This is a genomic window from Flagellimonas iocasae (assembly GCF_042682725.1).
In the GTDB taxonomy this organism is placed as follows: Bacteria; Bacteroidota; Bacteroidia; order Flavobacteriales; family Flavobacteriaceae; genus Flagellimonas; species Flagellimonas iocasae.
Genome location: NZ_JBHUHU010000001.1, coordinates 823,606 through 838,746, shown reverse-complemented (window position 1 = coordinate 838,746; position 15,141 = coordinate 823,606). Strand labels below are relative to the sequence as shown.

Here is a 15,141-nt window from a genome sequence, read left to right as displayed (position 1 = left end):
GACACCATGGAATATATACCCAATATACTTTTTGTGATAGCCCTGATTGCAGGCATTGGTTTCTTTACAAGAAATGTCAAAAAGCTGTCCCGAAACATCAAATTGGGAAAAGATGTCGATGTAAGTGACCATAAACCCTTACGTTGGAAAAACATGGTGCGTATTGCACTGGGGCAGACTAAAATGGTGGTACGACCCATAGCAGGACTCATGCACATTTTTGTGTATGTAGGTTTTGTAATCATCAATATTGAGGTATTGGAAATCATCTTGGATGGGGTTTTAGGAACCCATCGACTGTTTTCACCACTTGGTGGGGTGTATGATTTTCTTATTGCGTCTTTTGAGGTTTTGGCTTTTTTGGTCATTGTGGCCGTAGTGGTTTTTTGGATACGTCGGAATATCATCAAACTACAACGGTTCATTAAACCCGAAATGAAGGGATGGCCCAAAACAGACGGGAACATGATTCTTTATATTGAATTTGTGCTGATGCTGTTGTTTTTGACGATGAACGCGGCAGATTCCCAACTACAGCAGATGGGAGCTGCCCACTATACTGAAGCGGGAGCTTTTCCAATCAGTCAATTTATTGTGCCGTTGTTGGATGGACTTTCTATGTCTTCGTTGATATTGATTGAGCGTACCGCTTGGTGGTTGCACATTTTGGGCATTTTGGCTTTTTTGAATTATTTGTATTATTCAAAACACCTGCACATTCTGTTGGCGTTTCCCAACACATATTATGGAAGGGTGAAACCACAGGGACAGTTCAATAATTTGGAATCCGTCACCAATGAGGTAAAATTGATGATGGACCCATCGGCTGACCCATATGCAACTCCGCCAGAGGATGCCCCACCACCAGAAAAGTTCGGCGCATCAGATGTGATGGACCTGAATTGGGTGCAACTGTTGAATGCCTACACCTGTACCGAATGTGGTCGTTGTACCTCTGAGTGTCCTGCCAATCAAACAGGAAAGAAACTATCACCCCGAAAAATCATGATGGATACCCGTGACCGCTTGGAAGAAGTTGGGAAAATCATGGATGCCAATAAAGGCGAATTTGTTTCGGATGGCAAACAATTGTTGGATGATTATATCACCCGCGAAGAATTATGGGCATGCACCACGTGCAATGCCTGCGTGCAAGCCTGTCCCGTAAGTATAGATCCCTTATCTATTATTGTGGAAATGAGACGTTATCTGGTCATGGAGCAGTCCGCTGCACCGATGGAGTTGAACAATATGATGTCCAATATCGAAAATAACGGTGCACCGTGGCCTTACAATCAAATGGACCGATTGAACTGGGTGAACGAATAAATTTGGAACTATGAGCGAGCAATTGAAGGTAAAGACCATGCAGCAGTTTATGGCAGAAGGAAAGCAGCCAGAAATATTGTTCTGGGTGGGCTCAGCAGGTAGTTACGATGATCGGGCCAAAAAGATTTCCCGTGCTTTTGTAAAGTTATTGAACAAGGCCAACGTTGATTTTGCTGTTTTGGGTACTGAGGAAAGTTCCACGGGTGATGTGGCCAAACGTGCGGGGAACGAGTTTTTGTTTCAGATGCAGGCCCTAATGAACATTGAATTGCTCAATGGTTACAAAATAAAACGGATTGTAACCTGCGATCCGCATTCCTTCAACACACTAAAAAATGAATATCCAGAGTTGGGGGGCAAGTATGAAGTGCTGCATCATACCCAATTTTTAAAGGAATTGATAGACAATGGCCGTTTGACGATAGAGGGGGAGGTGTACAAAGGAAAACGTGTTACGTTTCACGACCCCTGCTATTTGGGGAGGGCCAATTCGGTTTTTGAAGCTCCAAGAGAATTACTTTCCAAAACCAATGCGGATGTGGTGGAAATGAAACGTCATAAAAAAACAGCGCTCTGCTGTGGTGCTGGGGGCGCTCAAATGTTCAAGGAGCCGGAAAAAGGCGATATGGACATCAATGTACTACGTACCAAAGATGCTTTGGAGACCAATCCAAATATCATAGCCACCGGATGTCCGTATTGCAATACCATGATGACGGACGGTATCAAGGCTCATGAAAAAGAAGATAGTGTTATAGTTTTAGATGTTGCTGAACTATTGGCAAACTCCTTAAATTTGTAAAAAGAAAATTGTCCCTTGAGGCCTGCCTGCCGTAGGTAGGGAACTACAGGGGTGTTTCCTCGAAAAAAGAAAAAAACATGCTAGTAGATTTTAATACACTCCCAGATACATCCCGAATTTGGATTTACCAATCCAATCGTAGCTTCACTGAAGAAGAGCAACAGGAAATAGAACAAAATGTCTCCGCTTTTTTAAAAGAATGGACGGCACATGGTGCTGAATTGCATGCGGGTTTTGAAATGAAGTACAATAGGTTCATCATTATCGGTTTGGACCAGACCAATGCAAGTGCTTCCGGTTGCTCCATTGACGCTTCCGTACACTTTATCCAAAGCTTGGAACAAAAATTCAAAGTGGAATTATTGGACCGAATGAACGTTTCCTTCAAGCAGGGTGAGTTCATCGCCTATAAGCCATTGATTGACTTCAAAAAGATGGCCAAAGAAAAGGCGGTTTCTAAAAATACCGTGGTTTTCAACAATTTAGTGGCCACCAAACAGGAATATTTGGAAAATTGGGAAGTACCTGCCAGTGAAAGTTGGCATGCCCGATTTGTATAGCCGTTTCTTAAATAATCTTAATTTCTGTGCATTCTTCGATGAAATGCAATATTTTTATGTGCTGTAAGTTCATGTCATAGACAAGATATTTATGCGCATAAAGTTCTACTTCCCCATTTTCATACTTATTTGCACGCATGTAATAGGCCAAAATAATCCATTGGTCACCAGTGATTCTATTGCCCAAGCCAATTGGGTGAAGGGGCAGTACAGCAGGATGAGTCTGGAAGAACGTGTCGGGCAGCTGTTTATGGTGAGTATTGCTTCCAACCAAGATCAAGCTTCAAAAGATAGGGTCAAAAAATTGGTGAAAGAAGAAGGAATCGGTGGTGTCATTTTCTTGGCAGGTGGACCGGTTCAGCAAGCAAAACTGACCAATTCTTATCAATCTGAAGCTAAAATTCCTTTATTGATTGGTTCTGATGCGGAGTGGGGCATGGCCATGCGGTTGGATTCTACGTACGCTTTCCCATGGAACATGACCCTTGGCGCCATTCAGGATAATGCCATTGTTGAGAAGGTCGGGTATCAAATAGGAAAGCATGCCAAGCGTTTGGGGGTACATATCAATTTTGCTCCAGATTTGGATGTCAATAACAATCCACAGAACCCCATTATCGGGAATCGTTCTTTTGGAGAAGACCCGGCAAACGTGGCCAAAAAGGGAATTGCTTTTATAAAAGGAATGGAAAGCGCTGGGGTTTTGTCTTGTGGAAAGCATTTTCCAGGTCATGGCGATACGGCAACGGATTCGCACAAGGCATTGCCCATAATCAATTCAACTAGGGAACAGTTAGATTCCATCGAACTTGTTCCTTTCAAAAAAACAGTGGAAAACGGACTGAGTTCCGTGATGATAGCCCATTTGGACGTGCCTAGTTTGGAAAGTAGGGAAGGGTATCCTTCATCACTTTCCAACGATATTGTTTACGGACTGCTTCAAAATGAAATGGGTTTTCAAGGACTGGTTTTTACGGATGCCCTGAATATGAAGGCGGTTTCCCAATTTGCGCCTGATGGTGAAGTTGAACTTCAAGCATTTTTGGCAGGGAATGATATGCTTTTGATGCCCATTAATGTCCTCGAAGCCAAGAAAAAACTCATTGAGGCGTATAATACCGGTGTCATTTCGGAAGAGCGTTTGGCCCATTCCGTCAAAAAAATACTGATGGCCAAGTATAAAGCAGGTTTGTACAACTACCAACCCATCGACCTGAACAATCTTTATGAGGATTTGAATGACATCGAGAACGATGTGGTGTACGAAGAGGCGATTGAAGGCGCCATGACAGTGGCCAAAAACAATTTTTCCTTGATGCCCATCAGAAAATTGGACAATAAGAAGATTGCCTACGTGCACTTTGGCGATGATTCAGGGGATACATTTTATGAGACACTCAATAAATATTACAAGGTCACAAAAATTGAGGCCAAGGATATCGCTGGGTACAAGAAGGAGCTGGCAAATTATAATCTGGTCATTATTGGGTTTCACAAAAGCAATGAAAGTCCGTGGAAAGGATATAAGTTTTCCCAGAACGAATTGTTTTGGTTGGAGGAAATTTCAAGGCTTCGAACCAGTAATACCATTTTAACCCTTTTCGCAAAGCCATACGCATTCTTGGATGTCCTTAATTTCGACACGATGGATGGGGTTGTTGTTGGATATCAGAATAGTGAAATAGCCCAAGAAAAGGCTGCCGAGGTCATTTTTGGTGCCATTGGTGCAACGGGAAGACTTCCAGTTTCTGCCCATGGGGAGTTTCCTGTGAACTCTGGGGTGGATGTAAAATCTTTGGAGCGACTAGGTTACAGTATTCCGGAGCGAGTGGGGATGAGTTCTTCACAATTGGCCATGGTAGATACGTTGGTGCAACATGGTCTGGATTCGCTGATGTATCCCGGCGCCCAAGTTTTGGTAGCTAGAAAAGGAAAGGTAATCTACAATAAGAGTTTTGGGAAGCCTACCTACAATTCACAAGAACAAGTGAATGAGGAGTCCATTTATGATTTGGCTTCGTTGACTAAGATCCTTTCCACATTGCCCTTGATCATGAAAATGGAAGAAGAAGGGAAAATTGCGCTGAACGACACCTTTAAGGAACTGGTTCCAGAATATGAAAGCACCGAATTAAAAGACGTCACTGTGCTTAAGGCGCTATCACATTATGGGCGTTTGCCCGCTTGGATTGCCTTTTATTTGGAAACATTGACCAAGGACAGGAAACCTTCGCCGGAGTTTTACAGTCAAAACCCTTCCCAAGATTTCCCATATCAGGTAGCGGACCATTTGTACCTCACCAATGCGTATAAGGATTCCATTTATGATAGAATTGGTCGCCAAAGTTTAAAATCCAACCGCTATCGGTATAGTGATGTTGGCTACTATGTTTTCAAAAAGTATATTGAAGATACCTATGGAAAGCCCATAGATGAACTTATCGATGAATTTCTTTACAAGCCCATGGGGCTGCAATACACCTCCTTCAATCCACTTCATAAATTCCCTAAGGATGAAATTGTTCCCACGGAAGAAGACGATTATTTTCGCTACCAAACCATTCAGGGCTACGTGCATGATATGGGTGCTGCCATGCAAGGTGGTGTGGGAGGACATGCTGGCTTGTTCAGCACGGCGAATGATGTGGCCAAGATTATGCAGATGTATCTTCAGGGAGGTTATTATGGTGGTGAACAATTTTTGAATGAGCGTACGGTTAAAAAATTCAACACCTGTTACTTCTGCAATAAGAATGTTAGAAGGGGAGTTGGTTTTGATAAACCACAGCTTGAGGAAAGTGGGCCAACCTGTGGTTGTGTGTCACCCAAAAGCTTTGGACATAGTGGTTTTACCGGCACGTATACCTGGGCCGACCCAGATGCGGAGCTTGTTTATGTGTTTTTGTCCAATCGTACCTACCCATCGGCCACCAATACATTGCTGATAAGATCGGGATTGCGAACCAGGATCCAGCAAGCTATTTATGATTCCATTATAAATTAGAAAACAAATATTGGCTTAGATTTGTAGTCATGAAAATTGCAATTGTTTGTTACCCTACATTTGGTGGTAGTGGTGTTGTAGCCACTGAATTGGGTATAGCTTTGGCCGAGCGGGGTCACGAAGTACACTTTGTTACCTATCGGCAGCCCGTGCGCCTGGGACTTTTGGGGAATAATATTCATTTTCACGAAGTCCATGTGCCTGAATATCCTCTTTTTCATTACCAACCGTATGAACTGGCCTTGTCCAGTAAGCTCGTGGACACCATCAAGCTATATGGAATAGAACTTCTGCATGTGCATTATGCCATTCCCCATGCCTATGCGGGGTATATGGCAAAGAAAATGCTTCAGGAATATGGGATTTTTATCCCGATGATTACCACCCTCCACGGAACTGACATTACATTGGTGGGTAAACATCCATTTTACAAGCCAGCGGTTACCTTCAGTATCAATAAATCTGATGTGGTCACCTCTGTTTCTGAAGCTCTAAAGCAAAGCACTTTGGATATTTTTGATATTGAAAAGGAGATTGAGGTCATTCCTAACTTTATAGAAAAATCCAAGTACAGTACAGAATATACAGATTGCCAGCGTTCCTTGATGGCGAAAGAGAATGAACGGATTGTAACCCACATCAGTAATTTCAGGAAGGTTAAACGTATTCCTGATGTGATCAAGGTTTTCTATCGGATTCAGAAGGAAGTCCCTGCAAAACTCATTATGGTAGGTGAGGGGCCAGAAAAAGAGAAGGCTGAACAAATGTGCGATGATCTGGGCATGAAGGACAAAGTATTGTTCTTGGGAAATAGTACAGAGATAGATAGAATCCTTTGTTTTTCGGATTTGTTTCTATTGCCATCTGAAACGGAAAGTTTTGGTTTGGCGGCTTTGGAAGCAATGATCAACAAAGTTGCCGTTGTGTCCAGTAATACCGGAGGTATACCAGAAGTGAATAAAGATGGAGTCTCTGGATTTATGTCCAACGTTGGTGACGTAGATGACATGGCAGCAAAAGCGTTGCAGATTCTGAGGGATGATGCAGTTCTGGAAAAATTCAAACAAAATGCCTATAATGTCGCTTCAAAGTTTGATATTGTCCATATTCTTCCGCTTTATGAAGAACTTTATGAGAAGGCATTCAAATCCCGATTCAAGAATACATTTTGATTCATGAGATTTCTGCTGCTGATATCACTTGCCTGTTGTCTACTTTCTTGTAATGCCCAGAAAAAAATGGCTGGAGAAAAAATGGAGGAGTTGGTTCTTGTGACCAACGATGGTTACAGTGGCATTGCACAGTTTGATGTGATGGCCATTCGTGATACAAAATCCTTGAATAAATTCTATTCTCAAATCAATAAGACCCGAAAACCAGGTCTTCCCGTACCTATGATTGATTTTTCCCATGAAATGGCCATAGTGGTCTGCATGGGGGAGCAACAGGGGCTAGTGGAGCCATTGCTGTCCAAAATCAATGAAACGAATGAAGAACTCACCGTAGCCGTTGAATTATCTAAAGTTGATGGCCAGGAGAAGAATGAAGACGCGCCTATTTCATATCCATTTTACCTTTATAAAATGCCAGCTTCGTCAAAAACCTTGAATTTTCAAAAAGTCGGCTGGTAAACTCTCATTTTTACTTCTTATCGAAAATAAGCGCACTTGAAAGTGCAAAGTTTCCCTTTATGGACACTTGACCTAGCTTTGTTCCTGATAACCTCAAATCATATTACAATGAATATTTCAAAACCAGCTCTTGTGGCTTTGGCTTGTGTCTTCACGTCATCAATTTTTGCCCAAGAAACTCAATTAACAAAAAAAGACAGTATTGTCCAGAGCTCATGGATAGTGACTTTGGGCACCAATATTGTGGATGATTCAGGCGATGAATTCGGTGACCTTTTCGATTTCAAGGAAGGCTGGAACATGGTTCCTTTTCCTTCAAGAGTAAGTGTTGGGCGCTATTTTAGGAATGGTCTTGGTCTGGAAGCTATTGGAACCTATAACAAGTACAACGAAGGGAAAATAATCGATAATGTTGTAAATCCGGAGGACATTGATTATTTCGGTCTTGATTTTAGGGTGAGTTATGACCTTAATATGATTTTGGGTGAAACTGGCTTTTTTGATCCTTATATTGGAATTGGGGCTGGATATACTGATGCCAACAATCAGGGCAGAGGAACTTACAATGCAGTTTTGGGGTTCAGGACTTGGTTTTCGGACCATTGGGGATTGGATTTTAACACCACAGGTAAGTGGGCCATGAGCACTGAAAATGCTACAAATCATATTCAGCATGCCTTAGGGGTGGCGTATCGATTCAACGTGGAGAAAGGACTTTCCAGAAAAGGGGAGGAGAAGCTTGCCATGCTTGAAGAAATGGAAAAAGAGCAGCAAAGAGTGCAAGATTCTATTGCCAAAGCTGAAGAGGAGGCCCGTTTGTTGGCTGAGAAACTGCAACGCGAAAAGGAAGCTGCCGAATTGGCCGCTGCTGAAAAAGCCAAAAAAGAGGCTGAAGATGCCAGACGCGCTGCACTTCAAAACAAAATCAATGCCTTGGGCAATGTGTATTTTAAACTGAACTCTTCTTACCTTACCAACCAAGACAAGGAATTGTTGGATAAATTGGTCGGTATCATGGAAAGCGAACCAAACTTGGGCATTAAGGTAAATGCGCATACAGATTCTAGAGGTACAACCACGTATAATCAATGGCTGTCTGAACGAAGGGCAGAACGTACAGTGGAATATGTTACATCAAAAGGAATTTCTGCGGATAGAATAAGCCACGAAGCCTTTGGGGAGACCCAGTTGGTGAATGAGTGTGGAGATGGGGTTTATTGTACAGAGGACAAGCATTCCAAGAACAGAAGGTCTGAATTTGAAATAGTCAACTATTAAGAAAAAAAACATAGCATTAAATAAAAAGCCGGGCTTTATCGCCCGGCTTTTTTTATTTGAAACTAGTAAGGGGTTATTCCCATTTTTTTATAGGCATCATGCGGTCACATTTAGAAAACATGAGTCCTTCCTTAAAATTGTTGTATCTGTCAACGGAATTTTCACCATTGAGCCAAGAAAGATAAATGGCGGGGGTGTTTATCCCTGCTTCGTGCGAAAAAGGATATCCACCTCCAAATCTAGGATTCATTTCTAAATAATAGACTTTATCGTTGCTCACAAAAAAGTCACAATCCATATTTCCAATATGTTTGGTTTTTTCGGCAATGGTCTTTGCTATTTTCGAATATTCTTCGTTGATGACCGAAATGGCCTTATCCGTTTCTCCGGAGCGCATACCCATCTTCTTTCGAATAAAGGAGCCATAGTGGTTACCTTCGAAATCATTTAGGATATCTATTCCATATTCATCACCATCAATTTTTTGCTGGATCAGGATACTTTTTTCAATATCGTTTGAACTGGCATCCTTCAATATTGATTTTTGAATCTTAATACGCTGCAATTGATAAGCGAGTTCAAGTTCTTGTTGATTTTCAACAATATCTATTGAAATTGAAGCACTTCCCCATCTTGGTTTTATGACCAAAGGGAAACTTAATTCGTCATTTTTCAGTGCACGTTCCGCATCAGGTAGAGTGATATAGGTTTTGGGCGTATCCACACCTATTTCCTGAAAAAATTCAAAGGTTTTCAATTTGTCAAAAGCAATGTCAATTACCTCTGGGCTTGAGATGATAACCTTTGCACCCAAAGCTTCCAGTTCATTTTTATGCTTTGATAATATGGGAAGCTCTAGGTCATTAAGCGAAATGATGGCGCTAATATCATAGGATGTAATCAATTCCTTGAGTTTTTCCACGTAAGCATCGCTGTATATTGAAGGGACTTGTATTGCTACATCCGCATCTACCAAAGCTGGTGCAGACAGCTGATTATCGGCTGCCAAAACCAAACCATCGCCTTGTAAAGCATCTTTAAAATAATTGATGAGATAATTTCTGCGACCTGCACAGGTAAAAAGGATGTTGTTTTTTTTCATTGAAATAGTATTGTTTGGCCAATCGATTATGATTTGCGTTTCTTTTGGCAAAGAAAAGACAAGATTCCTTTCTTTGAAACCTTGAATATACTAATCTTGTGGTCATAATTGATTTTCAATTGTCCAAGGTCGATATACGGTAAAAAAAACGGACAAAAGTGTCTTGACAAGTGTATAACTTTTATTTTTAAACCTGTCTTTTAGCACAAGCCAGCAAGCTCGTTGATGATTACTGAATTTTTTCCAATGAAATTTTTAATGTTGTTTAACCAGTGATCGTCCTGGATTTCCAACCATGGTAGCTTCGGACTCAACACTTCTAATGATTACACTACCAGCTCCGATAAGCGCTCCTCTTCCAATTTCATCAATATTGGACATTATAGTTGCTCCTATCCCAATATAGGCGAATTCTTTAAGTGTTAGATTGGCTCCAATATTAACACCTGAAGAGATAAAAACGCTTTTTTCTACGGTCACATGATGTCCAACAGTAGACCCAATACTGACCATCACATAATCTGAAATGACCGTATGTGGCATTATTGCGCTTCCTGCCAATATGTAGTTGGCTTCGCCCAATTGAACATCCGGACCAACAACGGCAGTAGGGTGTATGAAATTTGGAATATTGTATCCCAATTTCTTTGATTCGCTCAAATATCTTTCTCGGATAAGGTTATCGCCAATAGGGCAGTAAATATTGTTTATCCATTCTTTGAAGCTATTTTTTTTAAGACTTTCAAAGTCTCCAATAACGGGAATACCCATTATTTCTCTACCCCATAATCTAGGGTCATCGTCAATGAAGCCTATAATTTCAATACCTGATTCTGTGAGGTATGAGGCATAGGTTTGGCCGTAGGTGCCAGCACCAATGATAGCAGATTTTTCTTTCATTTTTCGGGGGATGAAAATTAATTGTATTCTTTTTGAAACTCATTCAAAAAGGGGGTCTTGAGAAATCCTCTATCTTAAAAACTAAAAGAGGGTAAAATGTTCGGGTGGGGTTGTATTGAAGGTGTTTTCATAGAAATAGATTTAAGGTTATAAAATGGGGCAAAAACCAAAAGAATACAATCTTTTGCAATTACAAAGTACGATAAAAATGCCCAAATCTGAAATGAAACTACACTGAATTTTGAACTATTGCGATTAAGATATTGACTCTTCCAATGATTAAAATTGAGCATGAAAGCTTACCTGTTAATAATCAGCTGGCTAGAAATGGCAGTTCTAAAATCATTCGATGAGCGCATTATTTTAGGGAAAGTACATTTTGGCTGAGTTGACATTTATAGTATTTTTTTGCGTTTCATCGATATTTTAGATCAAAAACATTTAAATGGTGGACAGAGGTATATTTTTGTTTATAACTCCCCATTAAATCAACCTTAAAAGTCCATTTTCAATGATTAAAAAACTACTCTCAATTGTACTGTTACTTGGGGTTTCCAGCGCAATTGCACAAAACCTTTATGATGATTCCAATGCGGCCTCACCCACCAATGAATCAAACTCTACTGCAGGCTGGACAAATACCGCTCAGTTATTTTCTGACAATACCACTGCCCAATCAGGACAATTTTCTTTGCGTGCCGTTTCCACAAACAATAATGGCAGGGGAATGGAATATACGTTTAATGCGGTGGTAGGTCAAGACTATGATATTACCATCTGGGCAAGGGAAGGGGCTCAGTCCAGTGACCCGGCATTTGCCAACTGGTTTGGATTTCAAACATTTCCTGTTACACCTATTGTTGGAACTACGTGGACCCAATATTCGTGGACACTTACGGCGACTACGGCTACCCCCACAATACGCATATTCACCAGTTCCTATAGTCAAAGATTTGTTGCGGGAAATACAATATATGTCGACAATATTACGATAGTTGAAGCAGGTGGAACTGCTGGTGATACTGAAGCTCCAAGTACTATAACCGATCTGGCATCTTCCAATACAACCACGACTTCTACCCAGCTTAGTTGGAGTGCCTCAACGGACAACGTTGGCGTTACCAATTATGAGGTTTTCCAAAATGGGATAAGCATCGCGAACACTGGAACCACCACTGGTTTCAATGTAACGGGATTGACTCCGAGCACAAGCTACAATTTTACCGTGTTTGCCGAGGATGCGGCCGGTAACACCTCAACGGTTAGCAATACAGCCGTGGTCAATACCTTGGCTCCTCCTGATAACCAGGCTCCGAGTGCGGTCACTGACCTTGCATCATCGAACACAACAACAACTTCCACTCAACTTACTTGGAGTGCCTCAACGGACAACGTTGGCGTCACCAATTATGAGGTTTTCCAAAACGGTGTCAGTATTGCCAATACAGGGACCACCACTGGTTTCAATGTAACGGGATTGACCCCGAGCACAAGCTACAATTTCACAGTTTTCGCTGAAGATGCAGCGGGGAATACCTCAACGGTTAGCAATACAGCCGTGGTCAATACGTTGACCCCTGCGGACAACCAAGCTCCGAGTGCAATCACTGACCTTGCATCGTCGAACACAACAACAACCTCCACTCAACTTAGTTGGAGTGCCTCAACGGACAACGTTGGCGTTACCAATTATGAGGTTTTCCAAAATGGGATAAGCATCGCGAACACTGGAACCACCACTGGTTTCAATGTAACGGGATTGACTCCGAGCACAAGCTACAATTTTACCGTGTTTGCCGAGGATGCGGCCGGTAACACCTCAACGGTTAGCAATACAGCCGTGGTCAACACGTTGACCCCTGCGGACAACCAAGCTCCGAGTGCAATCACTGACCTTGCATCATCGAACACAACATCAACTTCTACCCAGCTTAGTTGGAGTGCCTCAACGGACAACGTTGGCGTAACCAATTATGAGGTTTTCCAAAACGGTGTCAGTATCGCCAATACAGGTACCACCACTGGTTTCAATGTCACGGGATTGACCCCAAACACAAGCTACAATTTCACCGTGTTTGCCGAGGATGCGGCCGGTAACACTTCAGCCGTGAGCAACACTGAAAGTGTAACTACCTCTGCGGGTAACGGAATAGTGGATTATACCTCAGAAAATGCCAATCTTTCTACAGTGGACTGGACTGCAAGAGATTTGTACGCAACTCAGAACGTAGGAATTGGAACAACCGATACGCAAGGATATCGATTGGCTGTCGCAGGAAATGTAATTGCTGAGGGCGTAAAAGTTGAACTCCAAGGAAATTGGCCCGATTTTGTTTTTGAAGAAAGTTTTGATTTAATGGATTTGGAAGAATTAAGGAAATTCATAAAAACCAATGGTCATTTACCAAATGTTCCCAGCGCGGCAAAAGTTAAGGAGGAAGGAATTGATTTAGGAAAAATGAATGCCAATCTTCTCCAAAAAATTGAAGAACTTACACTTTATATACTATCGCAAGATGAGGAAATCAATAAACTCAAGAATGAGAATGCGATACTAAATGATGTTTTAAAGAGACTTGAATTATTGGAGAAAAAGCAGTTGGACTAATTTAATGGTCAAACAACCCAATTGTTTTATGAGTCATCATTTAATTAATAAATAGTACAAAATTAGTAACATACCCAAGCTTATCTTATCTCATGAAAAAAAATTACATTACAATTGTCAGTTTGATTCTTTGCGCGCTTCTATATCAACCTATGGCAGGTCAAGGCATTCGGAAAGGTTTTCAAGAGATGACCGATTATGAAATCACAGAACTGGTCGATGCATTTTATGCGTTGAGGAGTGGTCCCGGGCCTGATTTGTTCGATGATATGGCTGATTTTCATGCTGAATTTTTCAATTTTGATGGTACGGCAGACCCAACACGATTAGACCTCCATTTTAATGCACCGGAAGAACCGACTCGGGAAATATTTGCAGCATGGCATAGAGTGTTGACTTTTGAAATGGAACAAGCGGTCCAGGAAATTAATCCAGAATTGAGTATACCGTATTGGAATTCTACCATTTTTCAATCACCAACTGACGCACTTTGGGATGAAAATTATTTAGGCAGTTTTGATGACGCTTGGGGATTGGGCCGGACCTTAGGGGTGGATAATAGGATACCCACTCCCACTGAATTGGCCAACCTATTGACAGAGACAGATTTCTTGACCTTTACAAGTACCATGGAAAGATTAAATGTCCACCGGGGAGGACACGTGTGGACAGGCGGAGCTATGAATTCTGGTCTATCCCCACGGGATCCTGTGTTCTTTTTTCACCACTCCTTTATTGATTGGGTATGGTCTCAATGGGAAGAAATACATGGCACTTCAACTTTTATACCAACATCCATGATCCGTTATGATGGAACCTATGTGTTTGATGGAGAAACCCTACCTTTAATAGACCCCAATGATATTACAGATCGAAGAGTTTTCGGGACGTTTTATGCAGAGGATGGCTTGGTAGAGATGGATAATTATATTGTGAGTAATACGTACCATCCTGAAGAAGTATTTTACTATCAGTTCACAATTGAAGCAGGAAATAACTTCATAGTTCCAGCAGGAGCAGTAGCTAGGTTCGAATCCGTGAATGAAATTAACTTAGTTCCAGGCTTTGAGGCATCTTCTGGATCTTCATTTGAGGCATCCATAGATACCCAAAACGGGAACACAAGCAAGATTGCACCACTATTGGCGGGTAGGGAAAAAAACCCTTACCCTTACGATCAAAGACAGTTTGAACCCATAGTTTGGGAAGAAGGTGGTGATTTATTAGATGACAAACCAATTATTATTACAGCTGCCCCAAACCCTTTTACCGAGAAGATTACAATCAACCTGAGCAAGCGTAAAGATTGCGTAATAGAGGTTTTTAATATGATGGGAATGTTGATCAAGGAAGAAGCATTCCAGAATACAGATACCTTGGTCATCAAGAATCTTTTTGGATTGTCTTCTGGATATTATGTTATCAGGGTAAGCGATGCCAATGGAAATATTTTGGTTGTAAAGAGAGTTGTTAAGATGTAAATGCGAAGATTATTACATAAAAAAGGGAGCTGAATTTCAGCTCCCTTTTTTATTGAATTTAAGCAAATATCTCAGTCTTTGTGATTTTCCATGTTGTGATCCATTTGCATGCTGTTGGGGTCTCTGTACTTACAACATTCAGGTAATTCGTTGTAAACTTCTTCTGGAGCCGTAAACCCTTCAGAATCGTGTCCTACTTCCGCGATTCTCTTTTTAATATCGTCAATTTCGCACTTTCTTTCATCAATGATTGCTTGAAACTCTTTGGTTTCAGCACTCCAAGCAGCATATTTCACTCCTTTGATTTTAATGGCTGCCTTTTCAATTCGGCTTTTGCACATTCCGCAGTTGCCTTTTACTTCAAAACTGACGGATTTATTCTTATCCTGACCATGGCCAAGACTTATTACTAAAAGTGCTACAAAACTCAGTAGTGTTGTTTTCAT

The 15,141-nt window shown here is 41.4% G+C and carries 12 protein-coding genes; 9 read left to right on the top strand and 3 right to left on the bottom strand.

The annotated features are described in order from the left end of the window. Window positions 1-6 precede the first annotated feature (6 nt). The 7 genes from ACFSJE_RS03780 (at window position 7) to ACFSJE_RS03750 (ending at window position 8,604) form a co-directional block, all read left to right on the top strand. Window positions 7-1,329: a 4Fe-4S dicluster domain-containing protein gene (locus ACFSJE_RS03780; RefSeq protein ID WP_379829647.1), complete on the top strand. Its 1,323-nt coding sequence runs from the start codon at window positions 7-9 to the stop codon at window positions 1,327-1,329. Window positions 1,330-1,339: 10 nt separating this feature from the next. Further along, window positions 1,340-2,131, top strand: coding sequence for a (Fe-S)-binding protein (locus ACFSJE_RS03775; RefSeq protein WP_379829646.1), 792 nt, complete (start codon window positions 1,340-1,342; stop codon window positions 2,129-2,131). A 77-nt stretch (window positions 2,132-2,208) separates the two neighbouring features. Then, on the top strand, window positions 2,209-2,691 hold the full coding sequence (locus ACFSJE_RS03770; RefSeq protein ID WP_379829645.1) for an ABC transporter ATPase: 483 nt from the start codon (window positions 2,209-2,211) through the stop codon (window positions 2,689-2,691). A 91-nt stretch (window positions 2,692-2,782) separates the two neighbouring features. Further along, window positions 2,783-5,695 carry a glycoside hydrolase family 3 N-terminal domain-containing protein gene (locus ACFSJE_RS03765; RefSeq protein ID WP_379829644.1) on the top strand — a complete coding sequence of 971 codons (2,913 nt, stop codon included), beginning with the start codon at window positions 2,783-2,785 and terminating at the stop codon, window positions 5,693-5,695. Between the two features lie 29 nt (window positions 5,696-5,724). Then, window positions 5,725-6,867: an N-acetyl-alpha-D-glucosaminyl L-malate synthase BshA gene (bshA, locus tag ACFSJE_RS03760; protein WP_379829643.1), complete on the top strand. Its 1,143-nt coding sequence runs from the start codon at window positions 5,725-5,727 to the stop codon at window positions 6,865-6,867. 66 nt (window positions 6,868-6,933) lie between these two features. Next, window positions 6,934-7,326, top strand: coding sequence for a hypothetical protein (locus ACFSJE_RS03755; RefSeq protein WP_379829642.1), 393 nt, complete (start codon window positions 6,934-6,936; stop codon window positions 7,324-7,326). Window positions 7,327-7,434: 108 nt separating this feature from the next. Next, the gene (locus ACFSJE_RS03750; RefSeq protein ID WP_379829641.1) at window positions 7,435-8,604 is read left to right on the top strand and encodes an OmpA family protein; all 1,170 of its coding nucleotides are present in this window, start codon (window positions 7,435-7,437) and stop codon (window positions 8,602-8,604) included. Window positions 8,605-8,677: 73 nt separating this feature from the next. On the opposite strand, the gene ACFSJE_RS03745 is transcribed toward ACFSJE_RS03750, so the two are convergent. Then, entirely contained in the window at window positions 8,678-9,706 is a 1,029-nt protein-coding gene (locus ACFSJE_RS03745) for an ATP-grasp domain-containing protein (RefSeq protein WP_379829640.1), read from the bottom strand. Between the two features lie 255 nt (window positions 9,707-9,961). Further along, window positions 9,962-10,606, bottom strand: a complete 645-nt coding sequence (locus ACFSJE_RS03740; protein WP_379829639.1) for an acetyltransferase — start codon at window positions 10,604-10,606, stop codon at window positions 9,962-9,964. 511 nt (window positions 10,607-11,117) lie between these two features. Between ACFSJE_RS03740 and ACFSJE_RS03735 the strand changes: the two genes are divergently transcribed. After that, window positions 11,118-13,214 (top strand): fibronectin type III domain-containing protein, encoded by a 2,097-nt coding sequence (locus tag ACFSJE_RS03735; protein ID WP_379829638.1) that lies wholly within the window; start codon window positions 11,118-11,120, stop codon window positions 13,212-13,214. A 92-nt stretch (window positions 13,215-13,306) separates the two neighbouring features. Continuing rightward, entirely contained in the window at window positions 13,307-14,695 is a 1,389-nt protein-coding gene (locus ACFSJE_RS03730; protein WP_379829637.1) for a tyrosinase family protein, read from the top strand. Window positions 14,696-14,766: 71 nt separating this feature from the next. Here the strand turns inward: ACFSJE_RS03730 and ACFSJE_RS03725 are convergent, their stop codons facing one another. Then, window positions 14,767-15,141 (bottom strand): heavy-metal-associated domain-containing protein, encoded by a 375-nt coding sequence (locus ACFSJE_RS03725; protein ID WP_379829636.1) that lies wholly within the window; start codon window positions 15,139-15,141, stop codon window positions 14,767-14,769.

Coding starts and splice junctions, on each gene's coding strand:
- bshA (WP_379829643.1), top strand. CDS start 5,725: ATGAAAATTGCAATTGTTTGTTACCCTACATTTGGTGGTAGTGGTGTT.
- ACFSJE_RS03740 (WP_379829639.1), bottom strand. CDS start 10,606: ATGAAAGAAAAATCTGCTATCATTGGTGCTGGCACCTACGGCCAAACC.
- ACFSJE_RS03725 (WP_379829636.1), bottom strand. CDS start 15,141: ATGAAAACAACACTACTGAGTTTTGTAGCACTTTTAGTAATAAGTCTT.
- ACFSJE_RS03745 (WP_379829640.1), bottom strand. CDS start 9,706: ATGAAAAAAAACAACATCCTTTTTACCTGTGCAGGTCGCAGAAATTAT.
- ACFSJE_RS03730 (WP_379829637.1), top strand. CDS start 13,307: ATGAAAAAAAATTACATTACAATTGTCAGTTTGATTCTTTGCGCGCTT.
- ACFSJE_RS03750 (WP_379829641.1), top strand. CDS start 7,435: ATGAATATTTCAAAACCAGCTCTTGTGGCTTTGGCTTGTGTCTTCACG.
- ACFSJE_RS03735 (WP_379829638.1), top strand. CDS start 11,118: ATGATTAAAAAACTACTCTCAATTGTACTGTTACTTGGGGTTTCCAGC.
- ACFSJE_RS03780 (WP_379829647.1), top strand. CDS start 7: ATGGAATATATACCCAATATACTTTTTGTGATAGCCCTGATTGCAGGC.
- ACFSJE_RS03755 (WP_379829642.1), top strand. CDS start 6,934: ATGGCTGGAGAAAAAATGGAGGAGTTGGTTCTTGTGACCAACGATGGT.
- ACFSJE_RS03770 (WP_379829645.1), top strand. CDS start 2,209: ATGCTAGTAGATTTTAATACACTCCCAGATACATCCCGAATTTGGATT.
- ACFSJE_RS03775 (WP_379829646.1), top strand. CDS start 1,340: ATGAGCGAGCAATTGAAGGTAAAGACCATGCAGCAGTTTATGGCAGAA.
- ACFSJE_RS03765 (WP_379829644.1), top strand. CDS start 2,783: ATGCGCATAAAGTTCTACTTCCCCATTTTCATACTTATTTGCACGCAT.